We start from the raw sequence: 16006 nt of genomic DNA on the forward strand, positions 1-16006 counted from the left end.
TCAGGCCGGCTTCGCCTGAAGCAGGTTGACGCCGGGGTACGGCAGCGGAGTGACGTCGGCGATCTTCTTCGGATCCCACGCAGTCAGGAGTTCCTGATGGAGAACCGGGTAGTAGACAGCATTTTCGGCGATCTGGTTCAGGTACGACTGCACGAGGGTGCTGCGCTTTGCCGGGTCGGTCTCGCGGGTGGCTTCGTCCATGGTGGCGTAGATCTTCTGCGCTTCGGGGGTGTCGTCCCACTTGGCGTAGGTCTTCGTCCACAAGCCGCCCTTGCTGTACGTGTAGCGGACGAGAAGGTCGACGTCGCTGCCGAATGCCTGCGGGTTGGACGTACCGGCGGCGATCTGGAACTTCTGGCCGCTGTTGAGCTTGCTCACCATGGCGCTGGTGTCCTGCGGTTCGAGCGTCGTGTTGAATCCGACTGCGTCCCAAGACTCTTTGATGGTCGGCAAGCAGTCGGCCAACCAGCTGACGTTGGTGGAGAGCAGCGTCAGGTCGAGGCCACTGACACCGGCGGCAGCAAGGAGTGAGCGGGCCTTGTCCGGATCGTACGAGTAGACGGTGGACGCTCGCGCGTAGTCGGGGTTGCGCTCGTACAGGTAGCTCGTGGCCGGTGCTGCCTTGCCGCCGAGGGCGATCTCGATCATCTTCGGGGTGTTGATTGCGTAGAACATCGCCTGGCGAACACGAACGTCGTCGAACGGTGCCTGAGTGGTGTCGAAGAGCAGGTACATGAGGTTCATGCCCGGGTTGCCCTCGACGGTGCGCCCACCGGAGGTCAGAGTGGGGACGTTGGCGACGGGGATGTTGTCGGCGAGTTGTGCACCGGCATTGTTGCCCGAGACGCGCGCGATGCGTGAGGAGGTGTCGACGATGGAGAGCCAGTTCATGGTCGCGAAGTTGGCCGGACGCGGCCCGTTGTACGCCTCGAAGGCCTCGAAAGCTGTGTTGCTCTTGGGGGTGTGGCTCTTGAGCTTGTACGGACCGGAACCGACGACCAGCGCTCCGGACTTGGCCTCGTCCCAGTGGCCGTCGAAGACGTGCTTGGGCATGATCTTGGCGATCGAGAGACGCTGTGCGGCAGCGCTGAACGGGTAGTTGAAGTTCAGGGTCACCGTTTGGTCGTCGACCTTGGTGACGGACTGCAGCCAGGAGGAGAAGAAGGAGCGGATCAGTACGTTCTGCTGTGGATCGAGGATGCGATCGAAGGTGAAGACGACGTCGTCCGAGGTGACCGGAGTGCCGTCGTGCCAGGTTGCTCCCTCGCGGATTTTCATGGTCCAGCTCGAGGCAGTGGCGTCGGTCGGGACGGCCTGTGCGAGCGCCGCATACGTCTCACCGGTGCCTGGATCGTTTTCGAGCAGTCCCTCGTAGACGTGGTTGACCGCTGCCATGAGGAAACCGGATGCAGTCTGCATCGGGTCGAAGCTCTGGTCGTTGCCGTATCCGATGGCGGTGGTCAGATCGCCGGTGCTCGCGGAACCGCCGACAACCGAGGTCGACGACGGCCCGCCGCCACAGGCCGCGAGAGTCGCGGTGATACCTGCTGCAGCTCCCAGTAGCCCGGTGTACCGGAACAGGTCTCGGCGGGTGAACGCGGAGCTCAGCGGTCGTTCGTTCTTCAAGGCGGCCTCCAAGGCGGGGAGCGGGACATCAAGGGAGTGGATAGGGGATGTCCTATGTTCGACGTCCGATGTTGCGTAACTTACATTGTGGATCAGAAAGCGTCTAGAGAATCTTCGGAACTGGCGGCGCCGAACTTCGACGTTTTGCCGGTTTCGAGCCAAAAATAGTGCGCTCACCTGCATAGATGAAGACTGTGTTACCGACGTCGAATTGACGACCGATGACGCTGGCCGTATAACATAGGACATCCCTCATCCAATCTTTGGAGACTTCATGACCCGATACAAAGTCGGTGTGGTCGGTTGCGGATTCTTCGGTAGTTCCCTCGCTCGCGAGCTGGCTGCCCATCCACGTTTCGAACTGACGATGCTGTGCGACCGTGACTTCGAGCGGGCCAAGGACGTCGCCGCAGAGTTCTCGGCAACCCCGACAGACGATCACGACGCGGTGGCCGCTCACCCGGAGTTGGCCCTCGTTGTCGTCGCGACGCCCAATCACGCGCACGCCGAACCTGCCATCGCGGCGCTCGAACACGGCAAGGCAGTTTTTGTCGAGAAGCCGCTCGCCGTCGAACTGGTCGATGCGCAGAACATGATCGCGAGCGCCGACGCGAGCGGTTCGCCGTTGATGGTCGGGCACATCATGCGGATGATGCCGGGTGTACGACGTCTGGCGGACCTGCTGGCGTCGGGGGAGCTCGGCGAGGTCGCTGCGATTGAAACATCTCGCTCACGCTGGATCGACACCGACGGCGCAGATCCACAGTGGTGGAAGCTCGACAAGAGCCGAACGGGTGGAGAACTGACTCACGAGATTCACGAACTGGACCTGATGTGCTGGCTCGGCGGCGAGGTGACTGCCGTGTCGAGCATCGCCACCGCGGACGACGGCTTCCGCAACACAGTGGTGTCGTTCGCCGGCGGCGCGATCGGCAGACACACCATCTCGACGCGTTCACACACTTCGTCGTGGCAGCTGACGGTCGATGCCACCGAAGGTTCGGTCCACGCGGACTTCCACACCGGCCGGGTCAGCCGACTGCGCGGGGGGCGGGTCGTCGAGTCGTGGCCGATCTTCGACGTCGACGCCGAGAACCAATCGTTGATCGACGCTGCGAGCAGGACGCAGAAGTACAACTCGGGCAACGGAGGATCCTCGCTGTGGATGCAGGCTGCGATTCGTCACGAAATCGACGAGATGGCAGCAGTTCTCGACGGCAAGGCTGATCCCGACTCGCCGTTGACGTACGCACGTGAACGCGCACTCGTCGTCGCCGAACAGGTGCGACTCGGTGGCGGCGAACCGGCAGCGCTCTCGGGAAGTGCCAAGTGACGGTGCGTGTAGCCGTCATCGGTAGCGGCGGAATCGCGCGGGACCACGTCAGCGCCTTGGCGCGCATCCCGTCGGTCGAAGTCGCCTACGTATTCGGCAGTGACTTGGACCGGGCCGCATCGGTTGCGGCGTTGGCGCCGGGCGCGAAGGCCAGTACCGATCTGGCGAAGATTCTCGCCGACCCGAGCGTGCAGGCGGTCAACGTCGTCGGGGCCACTCCCGACCACGCACCCGTGACGATAGCCGCGGGCCGCGCGGGAAAGCATGTGCACGTGGAGAAGCCGGCCGCGCTGACAGTCGCGGACTTCGACGCCATGGTCGAGGCCACCGAAGGTGGCGGCACCTCACTGATGGTCGGACAGACCGTACGATTCCAGCCGTCGATCACCTCGATCGGAAACTCGGTTGCACAAGGTGCCATCGGCGACCCCCGGTTGATCCATCTCAGTTGGTACACCGGCCATGTCTGGCCAGGGGGCTGGCGAGGCTGGCAACACGACAAGGAACGTTCGGGTGGTCACCCCGTTCACAACGGAACCCACGCACTCGATCTGGTGACGTGGCTGATCGGTCGTCGTCCGACCCGTGTGTTCGCTCGTAGTTTCCCCACCTTCGCGGCGGGGATGCCCGTGCACGACAGCTTCCATCTGACCGTTCGCTTCGAGGACGGATCGCTGGCTCTCATCGAATTGGCTTACGCGTTACCACAATCGGGAAAGATGGTACGCCGGATCGTGGTGTCGGGGACTTCCGGCACGCTCGCGCACGACACCGGCGACGACCCGGGACTGATGACGGACACGACCAACGCGCCGCCGTCGTCGATCGAGGACGCGATGTCGCATCAGATGCGTCACTGGATCGCCACTCTCGACGGTTCCTCGAGCCCGGTAGTCGAGAACTGGCAGGTGCGTGCAGCTCTCGCGACTGCCATCGCTGCCCAGCAATCGCTCGACACCGGCCGCGCGATTTCGATCGGAGAAAACCAATGACCGGCACCGGTTCGATCCGCGTCGGATTTGTCAGCGGCGTCAGGCATGCCGGCTCCTATGCGGACCTGTTGCGTTCCGATCCTCGAGTGAGCCTGGTCGGGGCCTCCGACGAATCCTCGGTCCCCGATTGGATTCGTGAGGACGGAATCGCGATGGCAAAGGCCGCAGACATCGAGTGGATCGACGAACTCGGCGAGCTGCTCGACCCCGAACGGATAGACCTGGCGATCATCTGCAGTGAGCCGACCAGGCATGCACGGCTTGCGATTGCCGCACTGAACGCGGGACTCGACGTCCTGGTGGACAAGCCGGTGGGTATCGACGAGTCGGAGGCCGCGGCGGTCGAGGAAGCGGCACGGTCGAACGGGCGAATCTGTACGGTGGTGAACCGCACTCATTCACCTGCGCTCCGGCGACTGCGCCGCTGGATCGATGCCGGAAACCTCGGACTGCCGCGCCACGTGGACATCGAGTTCCTCGCAAGTGGAACACATTTCGCGACGTCCGTCGAGCGTCCCGAACTGGTGGTGGATCCCACGTTGTCCGGCGGGGGAGAAGTAGTGAACTTCGCCGGTTACGCCGCCGACTACCTCCGATACCTCACCGGCCTGGACGTCACCGAGGTGTACGCCGAGACGAGCACACTCTACGGCGGGGCCCACCAGCAGTTCGGCGTCGAAGACACGGCGTTGATCTCGCTCGCCCTGGAAAACGGCGTCACCGCGACGGTGACCGTCGGAAGAATCCCCGCAGCACCGGGTTTCGGCGCGAATACCGCGACGGTTCGGGTCCTCGGTTCCCACGGATACGCGAGTTCCGACGACGACAAACCCGCGGTGACCCACTTCGCATCCTCGGGAGACGTGACCGCACTACCCATCGGCGGCTTCGGTTCGGACAACGCGGTGTCGAGCTTTCTCTCTCACGTGCTCGATCGACTCCCCACACGGACCGAACCCGACTACACCGTGGCAGACGCCCGCGCGTCGATGCGCGTGATCGACGCTGCCTATCTGTCCGCCTCGAGCGGTCAGCCGGTCTCCGTTTCTCCCTGACAGCCGCACCCACAACTCAATCCGACAACCAACATATGGAGACCCCATGAGCACGGAAACCACCACCTTCAGCGGAATCGTCCCGCCGATCGTCACACCACTGACGCTCGAGGGCGAGATCGACACCGCGTCGCTCGAACGCCTGCTCTCACTGCAGATCGAAGCCGGCGTCGACGGCTTGTTCGTTCTCGGTTCCTCGGGTGAGGTCGGTTACCTCACCGACGCTCAGCGCGCCCAGGTGGTGCAGACGGCCATCGGTCACGTCGGCGGCCAGGTACCGGTCCTCGTCGGAGTGAACGACATGACCACCAACCGGGTCATCGCCGTTGCCGAGCAGGCGCGTGAAGCGGGCGCGGATGCCATCGTCGCGACGGCGCCGTTCTACGCGATCACCGATGCAGCCGAGACGGCAACGCATTTCCGCTCCATCCACGCCGCAGTGGATCTTCCGTTGTTCGCCTACGACGTCCCGGTTCGTGTCCACAGCAAGCTCAGCCCGGCAATGCTGGTCGAGCTCGGTCGCGAGGGAGTCATCGCCGGCGTGAAGGATTCGAGCGGCGACGACGTCAGTTTCCGTATGTTGCTCCGTCAGTCGGCCGGGCTCGAAAACTTCGCCGTCTTCACCGGGCACGAGGTAGTCGTCGACGGATGCCTGCTGATGGGTGCTTCGGGCGCAGTGCCCGGCCTGGCCAACGTGGACCCGCACGGCTACGTGCGACTGTGGCGCGCTGCGCAGGCAGGAGACTGGGCGGCGGCGAAGGCCGAGCAGGATCGACTCACCGATCTGTTCTCGATCGTCGAGGCGCCGACACCGGGTCGCGTCAGTGCCGGTGCCGCGGGTCTTGGCGCGTTCAAGACGGCTCTGGCCCTGCGCGGCGTCATCACCGGCAACACGATGTGCGCCCCGATGCTCTCGCTCGACGAGTCCGAGACCGCAACGATCAAGGTCGTTCTGGAACAGGCGGGGCTCCTCTGACATGACATCTGGGCAGAAGCGATGGATCGGCATCGACATCGGCGGCACCAAAGTGGCTGCTGCGGTGGTGACGTCCGACGGAGACGTGATCGACACGGTTCGTGCGGCAACACCGACGGCTGGTAGGGAGGCTGTTCTCGAGACCGCCACCGCGTTGGTCGACCGTCTGAGGACGAATCACCCCGTAGCCGGAATCGGAGTCGGTGCACCGGGAATCATCGATCGGGTGCGTGGCCGCGTCGTTTTCGCCTCCGACATTCTGTCCGGATGGAGTGGCGCCGAGGTTCGCGGAGAACTCGAGGCGCACTCGGGTCTACCGGTGACGGTGGACAACGACGTGCGCGCGATGGCCCACGGCGAGAACATGATCGGCGCCGGTCGCGGTCGAAGCTCTGCACTGTTCGTCTCGATCGGTACTGGAATCGGTGGCGCGTTGACCGTGGGCGGACAGCTGTATCACGGCGCCCACGGAACAGCCGGCGAGCTCGCGCATCTGCTGGTTCCGGTCTCCGGGGCTATAGGTTGCGGTTGCGGCAGAACCGATCACCTCGAGGCAGTCGCCTCTGGCCCGGCGATGGCGGCCGAGTACGCAGCGCGGGCGGGTGTGCCCACTCAACCGTTGCAGAAAGTGGTGGCACTCATGCGCTCCGGCGATCCGATCGCCCGTGCCGTGGTCTCCGACGCCGGTACTCTGCTCGGCCGAGTCCTGGCCGGCGTCGCCACCGCATTCGATCCCGAGGTGATCGTCATCGGCGGCGGTGCAGCCCAGATCGGAGCCGACCTGTTGTCGCCGCTGACCTCAGCTTTCCGGGTGGAAGCGATGGGCCCCATTGCCGAAACTGCCATTCTTCCTGCCCGTTTGGGCACCGATGCACCGCTCGTCGGAGCTGCGCTCCTGGCCGCCGCAACACGAATCGAGGTAACACCGTGACTGTCGAAGAATTGCTCACGATCATCAGCGGGAAGCTGATCGTGTCCTGTCAGGCCGGACACGGCCATGCCCTGCGCGACACCGGGACCATCGAGAGGATGGCCCGCGCCGCGGTCGACGGCGGTGCAGTGGCGATCCGCTGCGGCGGTGTGGGCGGAACCCCGGATGTCGCCGCAGTCGTGTCGGCAGTGAAGGTACCGGTGATCGGTTTGACGAAGATCGGCTCGGAGGGCGTGTTCATCACGCCGACAAGGGAATCAGCCCTCGAAGTCGTGGATTCGGGTGCGCAGATCGTGGCTGCCGACGCCACCCTGCGACCTCGTCCGGATGGGCTGACCTTTGCCGACACCGTCGAAGCGGTCCATGATCGCGGCGGCCTCGTCATGGCCGACTGTGGAACACTCGAGGACGGCGTCGCTGCCGCCGCGGCGGGCGCCGACATCATCTCCAGCACACTGGCGGGATACACCGAGAACAGCCGACGGCTGGCCGGCCCGGACCTGGAGCTGATCTCGGAACTGCGGCAGGCACTTCCAGATGCAGTCCTCATTGCCGAGGGGCGATACCACAGCCCGGAGGATGCGGCACGCGCCATCGCCCTGGGTGCAGACTCGGTGGTTGTCGGAACCGCAATCACGGATCCGGCGTTCATCACGTCGAAGTTCGCAGCGGCAGTATCGGGCGCCGAAAGGTCGAGGGTGTGACCCCGACGTCGAAGGCTCTGAAATCCAGGACCGCTGAACGGATTCGGCTGGAGACTTTGCTCGGCGACTCCTCGACGCCGATACGGTGGGTCTTCACCGGCGACAGCATCACTCAAGGATTGACGCACACCGACGGTCATCGAAGTTACGTCGAACACTGCGCCGAACGCGTCCGTGGTGAACTTTCCTTGTTCAACCACGTCCTTGTCAACACCGGGGTGAGCGGCAATCGATCCTCCGATGTGCGTGCGGGTTTCGCACACCGCATCGAAGTGTTCGAACCCTCGGTGGTGTTGATCATGCTCGGTACGAATGACGCAGTGGATGGCGAAGAAGGACTGGAGCGGTTTCGAGACGACCTCTCGGACACGATCTTCCGGACGCGAGCGATCGGTGCAGTGCCGATCCTGCAGACGCCGCCACCGATCGACGTCGAGAATGCGCCCACCAGAGCGGGATTGGTTCAGTACGTCGAGGTCGTGCGGCAGGTTGCCGCCTCGACGCGCGTGGTGTTCGTCGACCACTACGCGCAGTGGACGGCCCATTCTCCCGAGGGCCCACCGCCGGCTCTCCTGGCTGACGCATTCCATCCGAACGAACAAGGGCACTACGTGCTCGCGGACGCCGTGCTCCGCGAGTTGTCGATCGCAGATCCCCAAGTTCCCGTTGTACCGCAGGTGATGTCGTGATACTTCGTGGACAGATTCTTCGTGGACAACTGGTGACCGGTGGGCAACTGCTTCCGGACGGGGTCGTCGAGATTTCCGGTGATCGTGTGGTGTGGGCCGGGCCCGCGTCGCAGCGAACCGACCCGTTACCCGAACGGGCAGCTGCGGGTACAACGATCATCCCGGGGTTGGTGGACGTTCACTGCCACGGCGCCGGCGGATTCGGTTTCCCCGAGGCAGACGAGTTCGGATCCACCGTGGCTGCCGATCACCACCGGACGAACGGCACGACCTCGGTGATCGGCTCGCTCGTCTCCGCGCCGCCGCAGATCCTGCGCGGTCGCATCGAGCTCCTGGCAGGACTGGTGGACGAGGGTACGCTGGCCGGAATTCACCTGGAAGGTCCATTCCTGTCGGTACTCCGTTGTGGCGCCCAGGATCCCGACAGCATTCTCGACGGCGACCCGGCTCTGCTCGAGTCGCTGCTCGAAGCCGGCCGCGGGCACATCCGCTCGATGACGATCGCTCCGGAGACAGCACACTTCGGCGAACTTGCCTCATTGCTGGAGCGTCACGGTGCCGTCGTGAGTATCGGACACACCGATGCGTCCAACCCGATTGCGACACGTTCGATCGCACACTCGGCGCATGCACCGCTCAGTGCCACTCACCTGTTCAACGGTATGGCTCCGATGCATCACCGTGCTCCCGGCGCAGTGGCGGCATGTCTTGCCGCGGCTGCGAAAGGACAGATGGTGGTCGAGTTGGTCGGGGACGGAGTACATCTGGCCGACGAGACGGTGGCGACGGTGTTCGATCTTGTCGGTCCGCATCAGATCGCGTTGGTCTCCGATGCGATGGCTGCCGCCGGAATGCCCGACGGCCGTTACCCACTCGGGCCTCTCGACGTCGACGTGATCGATGGCGTGGCGCGATTGGCCGGCCAGGGGGAAACGGCCATTGCCGGCGGGACGAGTCGGTTGATGGACATAGTCCGCCGGGCTGTCAATCACGCCGGCGTCGATCTGCTTTCGGCTGTCATCGCAGCGACGGCAACGCCTGCTTCGCTGATGGGGCTGGCCGGAATGGTCGGCGATCTCGTGCCGGGTTGCCGCGCCGATCTGATCGTCACCGGTCCAGAACTCGAAACCCGCGCCGTCATGGCCGCTGGGAACTGGCTCATGAACTACACCGAAAGCTGAGGAATCAACCGATGGAAATTGTCATTGTCGACAGTGCGGAGGCGGCCGGCACCGTTGTTGCCGACATCTTCGAACACGCGGTGCATTCAGGTGCACGGACTTTGGGCCTGGCGACAGGATCTTCACCGCTCTCGGTGTACCGCGAACTCGCGCGCCGTCACCGCGAGGAAGGGTTGAGTTTTGCCGGCGTGCAGGCGTTCCTGTTGGACGAATACGTCGGCCTGCCGGAAGGCCACCCTGAGTCGTATGCCCAGGTTATCCGAACGGAGCTGGTGAATCACCTGGACCTGGACGCGGCAAGGGTATTCAGCCCCGACGGAACCGCGTCGGATCCATTTGCCGCCGCGGCAGCCTACGACCGGGCGATTGCGTCGAATGGTCCGGTGGACGTACAACTTCTGGGCATCGGCGGCAACGGTCACATCGGTTTCAACGAACCGACGTCCTCGCTGAATTCGAGGACCCGGGTCAAGACGCTGACGGAACAGACTCGAACCGACAACGCCCGATTCTTCGAGAGTCCGGACGACGTACCACGGCACGTGATCACCCAGGGCCTCGGAACTATCTGCGAAGCAAAGCATCTGGTGATGATCGCGACCGGCGAGCACAAGGCCGCTGCGATTGCCGCTGCCGTCGAGGGGCCGCTGGCCGCGGTGTGCCCGGCATCGGTCCTCCAACTGCATCCACACGCGACGGTGGTGATCGACGATGCAGCGGCATCACAGCTCCGGCTCACCGAGTTCTACAAAACGGTGTCGGCGCACAAACCGCTTGCTCAGCACTACTGAGATATCGGGCTAGACGGGCTCTCGCGTCTTCTCGAGGCCGAGTGCCATTTCGGGAGTGAGTAATTGGAAGTCGGATTCTCCACGCCGTCGGATCCACACCGGATCGGAGGTGTTCCAGCGTTCGGCGCTCTGCGTTCGAGTGACCACCTTGAACGTCGCCGTTCTCGGGAACTCACTGCACACTCGGATCAAGGTCGGCTTCTGCTTCGGCCCGAGTTCCGGCCGGGAATCGATGAATTCGGCTACGGCTGCCGGGTCGAAGTTGTCGACATCGCCGACCGGAATCACCGACGCCATGACGCGGTCGCCGACGTCGCTGTCGGGGACTGCGTACACGGACACCTGCGCGAAGCCCGGGTAACCGACCAGGGAGCGTTCGATGGGTGCGGCACCGATGTTCTCGCCGTCCACTCGCAGCCAACCGGAACTGCGTCCCGCGAAGTAGACGTAACCGTCGACGTCGGTGTACGCCAGATCGCCACTCCAGTACTGGCCGTTGCGCATTCGCTCGGCGTCGGCTTCCGGGTTCTTGTAGTACCCGGCGAATGTGCCTGGGCCGGTGACATTGACCAGTTCACCAGTTGCCTCGTCGGCGTTGGTGATCCGGCCGTCGGCATCGAAGACTGCAGGCGGGCATGGCGCTCCGGTCTCGGGATCGAGGATCTTGACGCCGTCCGGGAGCAGTCCGAGGGCGCCGGGCCGGGGAACCGGTGCCGCGGAGATCGAAATGCCGCCCTCGGTGGAACCGAACCCGTCGATGACGCGAGCGTCGAAGCGCCGGACGAAGGTGGCGACGGCGGGCGCCGAACCCTCGTTGCCGTACATGATCTTCAAGGTGTTGTCCCGCTCGTTCGGCACCTCGGGGGTGGAAGCGATGAAGGACAACGGCTTTCCGACGTAGTTGGAGTACGTGATTCCGTACTTGTGAACGTCGGGTAGAAAACCCGAAGCGGAGAACTTGCGTCGCATGGCAATTCCCGCACGAGCGTGCAGCGCGACCGTCCACGCCGCCATCATCGCGTTGGAATGGAACATGGGCATCGCCATGTAGACGACGTCGTCGGCGCCGAGCCCGAAACGATCGGCAAGCATGACGCCGGGAGAGGCCAACTTGTGGTGCGTGCACCGAACCGCTTTGGGATCACCGCTGGTTCCGGAAGTGAAGATGAGCATCAACAGATCGTCGGGCTGCGCCGTCGACGCGTAGGCCGGCGTATCGGCGAAGGGCGCCAACAATTCCGCCCAGGCCGGAGAATCCACGTTGATCACCCCGACATCGCCGAGATCGACGTCGTCGAGTAGATGTGCCTGGTTGTTCTCGGTGAAGATGACTTGGCAGTCGGAGATCGCAATGTCTCGCGCCAATGCCGGGCCGCGCCTGGTCGTGTTCAGCCCGGCGGCGACCGAACCCGAGAACGATGCCGCTCCGAGCAGCAACGAGAACTCGGGGACGTTCTCCATCAGAAGTCCGAAATTCCTGGGGCGCGTTCGATCGAGCAGCGTGTCCAGCAGCGCTGCTCGATCGAACGAGCCTTGAACGTGCTCGCGCCAGGTGATGACCTGGTCCTCGAAACGGATACCGCGGTCGTCGATCTCGCTGACTCCGAGGAGTAGATCGGAAACAGTGGGGCTCTGACTCATAGCTGCATCATCATCGATTCGTCTCGGACCAGGTCATGGATTTCCACTCGGTGGGACGCACTCAGGCAGGGACTGCGGCAAGTACCTTGCCGAGCGCGCGAAGCTGATCCGTTGCGTTGCCGAGCAGGAACTCGTGATGCTTGGCCGCGAGGAAGTAGCGGTGAACCGGATGGTCCTCGTCCAGACCGACACCGCCGTGAACGTGAACCGCAGTGTGCCCGACACGGTGTCCCGCATCTGCAGCCCAGAACTTGGCCGTCTGTACAGCGCCGTCGGAAGGAAGTCCTTCGCTCAGACGCCACGCGGCAGCCCACAGAGTCAGACGAACACCCTTGACGTCGATGTATCCGTCTGCGAGGCGCTGGGCCACGGCCTGGAAACTACCGATCGGTCGACCGAACTGCACACGCTCGGTGGCATATTCGGCGGTCAGCTTCAACGCTTGATCGAGCACTCCGTACTGGTAGGCGGTCGAACCGAGCTGAATTCGCTCGACGATCCACGCCGCGATGTCCGATCCCTGGGCAACCGAGCCGAGAACACGATCGGCCGGGATCTGCACCGAATCGAATTCGACGAGACCCGCGCTCGAGAAATCTGTGGTCGATTGCCTGGTAATGCTCACGCCCGCGTCCGACGGTTCGACGAGGAAGACCGCGACGCCGTCCTCGGTGATGGCGGGGACGAGGAACAGATCTGCGAGCGGTGCACTGTCGACGGTGATCTTGGCTCCGTCGATGCGCCAACCTTCGGCGGTCTTCTCGGCACGCGTGACGGGGTGGGCCGGGTCGTCGTTGTATTCCTCGGCGAGGGCCGCGGTGAGTACCTTCTCGCCGGCGGCGGCAGCGCTCGCCCATTCGTCTCGCTGTTGGTCCGAGCCGAATTCCGCTATCGCTGCGGCGGACCCGACGATGGACGTCAGGAACGGAACGGCTGCAACACCGCGTCCGAGTTCGGCCAGGATGCTGCACTGCTCGAGGACCCCGAATCCGTCTCCGCCGACCGACTCCGGAAGGGCCGCGCCGAGAACGCCGGCCGAGGCCAGAGCATTCCACAAGAGGGCGTCGAAACGGTCTTCGGCGGCGTCGAGTTCACGAAGGCGGTCGTTGGTGACCAGTTCGGCGACGACGGATCGTGTCAGTCCGGACAGGTCCTGCTGGGCCTCGGTAAGGGTGAATTCCATGATCGTTGGTCCTTATCGCTTCGATGCGGGAAGCCGCAGAGCTGTCATTCCGATGATGTCGCGTTGCACTTCGTTGGTACCGCCGCCGAACGTCAGGATCAGCGAAGAACGATGCATGCGTTCGATGCGTCCACGCAGAAGAGCGCCGGGGGAGTTCTGCCTGATCGTGGCGGAGGATCCGAGGATCTCCATCAGCAAGCGGTAAGCCTCGGTGGCGAATTCGGTACCGAACACCTTGTTGGCGGACGCAGCTTCGGGGCCGGGAGCGTGATCGGTTGCGGAGGCGATTTCCCAGTTCATCAACTTCAGGTACTCGGCCTTGGCATGCACGCGAGCCAGATTGATCTGCACCCATTCCTGGTCGATCATGCGTCGGCCGTCGGGCAGCTTGGTGTTCTGTGCCCACTCGCGGACCTCACGCTGCGCGGTCAGAATCGGTCCGGCCGAGGTGAGGGCAACACGCTCGTGGTTGAGCTGATTGGTGATCAGTGCCCAGCCGCCGTGTTCCTGGCCGACTATCGACGACGCCGGGACCCGCACGTCCTGGTAGTAGGTGGCGCTGGTGTCGGGGCCGGCCATGGTGTGAACCGGTGTGTAGGAGAAGCCTTCTGCCGTGGTGGGGACGATCAGCATGCTGATTCCCTTGTGCTTCTTGGCTTCCGGATCGGTGCGGCACGCCAACCACACGTAATCGGCGTACTGGATCAGGCTGGTCCACATCTTCTGCCCGTTGATGACGTAATCGTCACCGTCACGGACCGCCGACGTGCGCAGAGAGGCCAGGTCGGTGCCGGCCTCGGGCTCGGAGTAGCCGATCGCGAAGTGGAGCTCACCGCGAGAGATCTTGGGCAGGAAGAAGGCCTTCTGCTCGTCCGTACCGAAATGCATGATTGTCGGCGCTACCGAATTGATCGTCAGGAACGGCACCGGTGCACCGGCGATGGCGGCTTCGTCGGTGAAGATCAGCTGGTCCATCGCGGAGCGTTCCTGTCCGCCGTACTCTTTCGGCCAACCCAGGGTGAGCCAGCCGTCCTGGCCCATCTGCGCGACGACTTCGCGGTACACATTGCCTTCGCCGTACTCACCCGTCGTGGCGGCGAGCGCTTCTCGCCGCTCGGGAGTCATCAGTTGTGCGAAGTAGGCACGCAACTCCTCCTGGAGCTGTTGCTGCTCAGGGGTGTAGGTGATGTGCATGGTTACCTCTCCATAGAGATACGAATCAAAGCGTCAACCATTCGATTGACACAGGTTCTATCGATGCGTACATCGGCGACAAGGGGCGCCCTCGCCGTCGCCGGCGGATCGTTCGACGTCCGTTCTCGGTACTTTTTCGAATCATTGCACACGACTGAAACAGGTTCTAGTGTTATCGCCAGGAACGGTGTGCGGCACAGCCCTGCGGCACTCGTTTCGTATCCGTGTTCGTGTGAGCAGTTGTGAGTAGAGAAGAGGAATCGCCATGGAGGTCAGGGTTGATCTGGACCGTTGCGAGGCAAACGGTGTGTGCGTCGGGATCGCGCCCGATATTTTCGACCTCGACGACAACGAGGAGCTCGTGATCAGTTCTGTGCGCCCACCGGAGGATCGCTGGGAGGATGTCCGTTCCGCGATCGCTCAGTGCCCGCGCGCGGCACTGACCGAACATCCGTGACGATGGTTGCCCAAAACAAGAACACGTTCTAAAGTTGCGAACTCGTGGGTCACGGCAATCGAGCCGGGTAACTCGACACACGACCGCAGAGAACCGGGAGAGCGCTTCGATGAATGCTGTGAACAGCCCAGAAACCAGTCTCGAAGGCAAGGTCGCCATCGTGACCGGTGCCGGATCGGGGCTCGGAAAGTTCGAGGCCATCGGTCTGGCGAAGGCCGGTGCTTCGTTGGTCGTCAACGATCTGGCCCCGAACGAGGCCGTCGAAGCGACGCTCGAGGAAATCCGTGGTCTCGGTGCCAAGGTCGAATTCGTGGCAGGCAACGTCGGTGAGCGTTCTACTGCCGACGCGCTGATGGAAGCAGCGCAGGGTCAGTTCGGCAGTGTCGACATCGTCGTCAACAATGCAGGGGTCGTACGCGACCGGATGCTGTTCAACATGTCCGACGAAGACTGGGATCTCGTACTCGAAGTGCACCTTCGCGGCCATTTCCTCTTGTGCCGCAACGCCGCTGCCTACTGGCGGGCGAAATCCAAGGAAGCCGGGGCGCCGGTGTACGGGCGCATCGTCAACACTTCTTCGGAGGCGGGTCTCCTCGGACCGGAAGGGCAGCCCAACTACGGCGCTGCAAAAGCCGGAATCACGGCGCTGACGTTGTCGGCCGCACGTGGGCTCTCGCGCTATGGCGTACGGGCCAACGCGATCTGCCCGCGGGCACGGACGTCGATGACCGAAGGCGTGTTCGGCGACGCTCCGGCCGACGGCATGGATCCACTCTCGCCCGAGCACGTGGCTTCGCTCGTCTCGTATCTGGCATCACCAGCGGCCGACGCCGTCAACGGTCAGGTATTCGTGGTGTACGGACCGATGGTTGCGCTGATGGCGGCGCCCGTCGTCGAGCAGAGGTTCGATGCAGAGGGAGATTCCTGGTCGCCGGAAACGCTGTCCGCAGTGATGGGTGACTACTTCGCAGGCCGTGACCCGGCAAAGATGTTCTCGGCATCGGCGGCCTTGAGGGCGCTGGGCTGAACGGTGCTCGCGACACGTAGAACCGTTGTTCACACTCAGACGGTCTACGTGTCCACTTCCTGGTAGAAATAGCGTGTTCACGAGTCGGTGGGCGCGGCAGTTTGCCTGCGTTCTGTAACGAGACCAACGGTCTCGAAAAAACTGGACTGTGTTCCAATTTTGCATTCCTGCGAACGATGCGATATTCGATCGGCGTGCCCAGTCAAGGCTCTCGCATGGCTGAATT

The 16006-nt window shown here is 63.5% G+C and carries 15 protein-coding genes; 11 read left to right on the plus strand and 4 right to left on the minus strand.

Going from position 1 to position 16006, the window contains the following annotated elements; genetic code table 11:
- Complete coding sequence (locus tag RWT78_RS07410) at nucleotides 1–1626, minus strand: ABC transporter substrate-binding protein (RefSeq protein ID WP_003945716.1); 1626 nt, start codon at nucleotides 1624–1626, stop codon at nucleotides 1–3.
- Nucleotides 1627–1900: 274 nt separating this feature from the next.
- On the opposite strand from RWT78_RS07410, the gene RWT78_RS07415 reads away from it, so the two are divergent.
- From RWT78_RS07415 to nagB, 9 genes are read left to right on the plus strand one after another with little or no spacing between them, the layout of a single operon-like run.
- Nucleotides 1901–2959, plus strand: coding sequence for a Gfo/Idh/MocA family oxidoreductase (locus RWT78_RS07415; protein WP_314675006.1), 1059 nt, complete (start codon nucleotides 1901–1903; stop codon nucleotides 2957–2959).
- The gene (locus RWT78_RS07420; protein ID WP_314675007.1) at nucleotides 2956–3951 is read left to right on the plus strand and encodes a Gfo/Idh/MocA family oxidoreductase; all 996 of its coding nucleotides are present in this window, start codon (nucleotides 2956–2958) and stop codon (nucleotides 3949–3951) included. Before RWT78_RS07415 ends, RWT78_RS07420 begins: the two co-directional genes overlap by 4 nt.
- Entirely contained in the window at nucleotides 3948–5006 is a 1059-nt protein-coding gene (locus tag RWT78_RS07425) for a Gfo/Idh/MocA family protein (protein ID WP_003945517.1), read from the plus strand. Before RWT78_RS07420 ends, RWT78_RS07425 begins: the two co-directional genes overlap by 4 nt.
- Before the next feature lie 46 nt (nucleotides 5007–5052).
- Nucleotides 5053–5982: a dihydrodipicolinate synthase family protein gene (locus RWT78_RS07430; protein ID WP_314675010.1), complete on the plus strand. Its 930-nt coding sequence runs from the start codon at nucleotides 5053–5055 to the stop codon at nucleotides 5980–5982.
- Between the two features lies 1 nt (nucleotide 5983).
- Nucleotides 5984–6913 carry an ROK family protein gene (locus RWT78_RS07435; protein WP_003945908.1) on the plus strand — a complete coding sequence of 310 codons (930 nt, stop codon included), beginning with the start codon at nucleotides 5984–5986 and terminating at the stop codon, nucleotides 6911–6913.
- Nucleotides 6910–7617 (plus strand): N-acetylmannosamine-6-phosphate 2-epimerase, encoded by a 708-nt coding sequence (locus tag RWT78_RS07440; protein ID WP_003945593.1) that lies wholly within the window; start codon nucleotides 6910–6912, stop codon nucleotides 7615–7617. The genes RWT78_RS07435 and RWT78_RS07440 overlap by 4 nt, the downstream gene beginning before the upstream one ends.
- Entirely contained in the window at nucleotides 7614–8306 is a 693-nt protein-coding gene (locus RWT78_RS07445) for an SGNH/GDSL hydrolase family protein (protein ID WP_003945510.1), read from the plus strand. The genes RWT78_RS07440 and RWT78_RS07445 overlap by 4 nt, the downstream gene beginning before the upstream one ends.
- Nucleotides 8303–9487 carry an N-acetylglucosamine-6-phosphate deacetylase gene (locus RWT78_RS07450; RefSeq protein WP_003945566.1) on the plus strand — a complete coding sequence of 395 codons (1185 nt, stop codon included), beginning with the start codon at nucleotides 8303–8305 and terminating at the stop codon, nucleotides 9485–9487. Before RWT78_RS07445 ends, RWT78_RS07450 begins: the two co-directional genes overlap by 4 nt.
- Nucleotides 9488–9498: 11 nt before the next feature.
- Nucleotides 9499–10278, plus strand: a complete 780-nt coding sequence (gene nagB / locus RWT78_RS07455; RefSeq protein WP_003945641.1) for a glucosamine-6-phosphate deaminase — start codon at nucleotides 9499–9501, stop codon at nucleotides 10276–10278.
- Between the two features lie 9 nt (nucleotides 10279–10287).
- On the opposite strand, the gene RWT78_RS07460 is transcribed toward nagB, so the two are convergent.
- The 3 genes from RWT78_RS07460 to RWT78_RS07470 form a co-directional block, all read right to left on the minus strand.
- Nucleotides 10288–11919 (minus strand): long-chain-fatty-acid--CoA ligase, encoded by a 1632-nt coding sequence (locus RWT78_RS07460; protein ID WP_003945783.1) that lies wholly within the window; start codon nucleotides 11917–11919, stop codon nucleotides 10288–10290.
- A 61-nt stretch (nucleotides 11920–11980) separates the two neighbouring features.
- Nucleotides 11981–13102 carry an acyl-CoA dehydrogenase family protein gene (locus tag RWT78_RS07465; protein WP_314675016.1) on the minus strand — a complete coding sequence of 374 codons (1122 nt, stop codon included), beginning with the start codon at nucleotides 13100–13102 and terminating at the stop codon, nucleotides 11981–11983.
- A 12-nt stretch (nucleotides 13103–13114) separates the two neighbouring features.
- Nucleotides 13115–14296: an acyl-CoA dehydrogenase family protein gene (locus RWT78_RS07470; protein WP_003945878.1), complete on the minus strand. Its 1182-nt coding sequence runs from the start codon at nucleotides 14294–14296 to the stop codon at nucleotides 13115–13117.
- Between the two features lie 265 nt (nucleotides 14297–14561).
- Here RWT78_RS07470 and RWT78_RS07475 point away from each other — a divergent pair, with 265 nt between their 5' ends.
- The gene (locus tag RWT78_RS07475) at nucleotides 14562–14753 is read left to right on the plus strand and encodes a ferredoxin (protein WP_007734330.1); all 192 of its coding nucleotides are present in this window, start codon (nucleotides 14562–14564) and stop codon (nucleotides 14751–14753) included.
- 109 nt (nucleotides 14754–14862) lie between these two features.
- Nucleotides 14863–15780, plus strand: a complete 918-nt coding sequence (locus RWT78_RS07480) for a 3-oxoacyl-ACP reductase (RefSeq protein ID WP_003945439.1) — start codon at nucleotides 14863–14865, stop codon at nucleotides 15778–15780.
- Nucleotides 15781–16006: the final 226 nt, after the last annotated feature.

The organism is uncultured Rhodococcus sp. (assembly GCF_963525155.1).
In the GTDB taxonomy this organism is placed as follows: Bacteria; Actinomycetota; Actinomycetes; order Mycobacteriales; family Mycobacteriaceae; genus Rhodococcus_F; species Rhodococcus_F qingshengii.

Coding starts and splice junctions, on each gene's coding strand:
- RWT78_RS07415 (WP_314675006.1), top strand. CDS start 1,901: ATGACCCGATACAAAGTCGGTGTGGTCGGTTGCGGATTCTTCGGTAGT.
- RWT78_RS07425 (WP_003945517.1), top strand. CDS start 3,948: ATGACCGGCACCGGTTCGATCCGCGTCGGATTTGTCAGCGGCGTCAGG.
- RWT78_RS07430 (WP_314675010.1), top strand. CDS start 5,053: ATGAGCACGGAAACCACCACCTTCAGCGGAATCGTCCCGCCGATCGTC.
- RWT78_RS07435 (WP_003945908.1), top strand. CDS start 5,984: ATGACATCTGGGCAGAAGCGATGGATCGGCATCGACATCGGCGGCACC.
- nagB (WP_003945641.1), top strand. CDS start 9,499: ATGGAAATTGTCATTGTCGACAGTGCGGAGGCGGCCGGCACCGTTGTT.
- RWT78_RS07460 (WP_003945783.1), bottom strand. CDS start 11,919: ATGAGTCAGAGCCCCACTGTTTCCGATCTACTCCTCGGAGTCAGCGAG.
- RWT78_RS07465 (WP_314675016.1), bottom strand. CDS start 13,102: ATGGAATTCACCCTTACCGAGGCCCAGCAGGACCTGTCCGGACTGACA.
- RWT78_RS07470 (WP_003945878.1), bottom strand. CDS start 14,296: ATGCACATCACCTACACCCCTGAGCAGCAACAGCTCCAGGAGGAGTTG.
- RWT78_RS07475 (WP_007734330.1), top strand. CDS start 14,562: ATGGAGGTCAGGGTTGATCTGGACCGTTGCGAGGCAAACGGTGTGTGC.
- RWT78_RS07480 (WP_003945439.1), top strand. CDS start 14,863: ATGAATGCTGTGAACAGCCCAGAAACCAGTCTCGAAGGCAAGGTCGCC.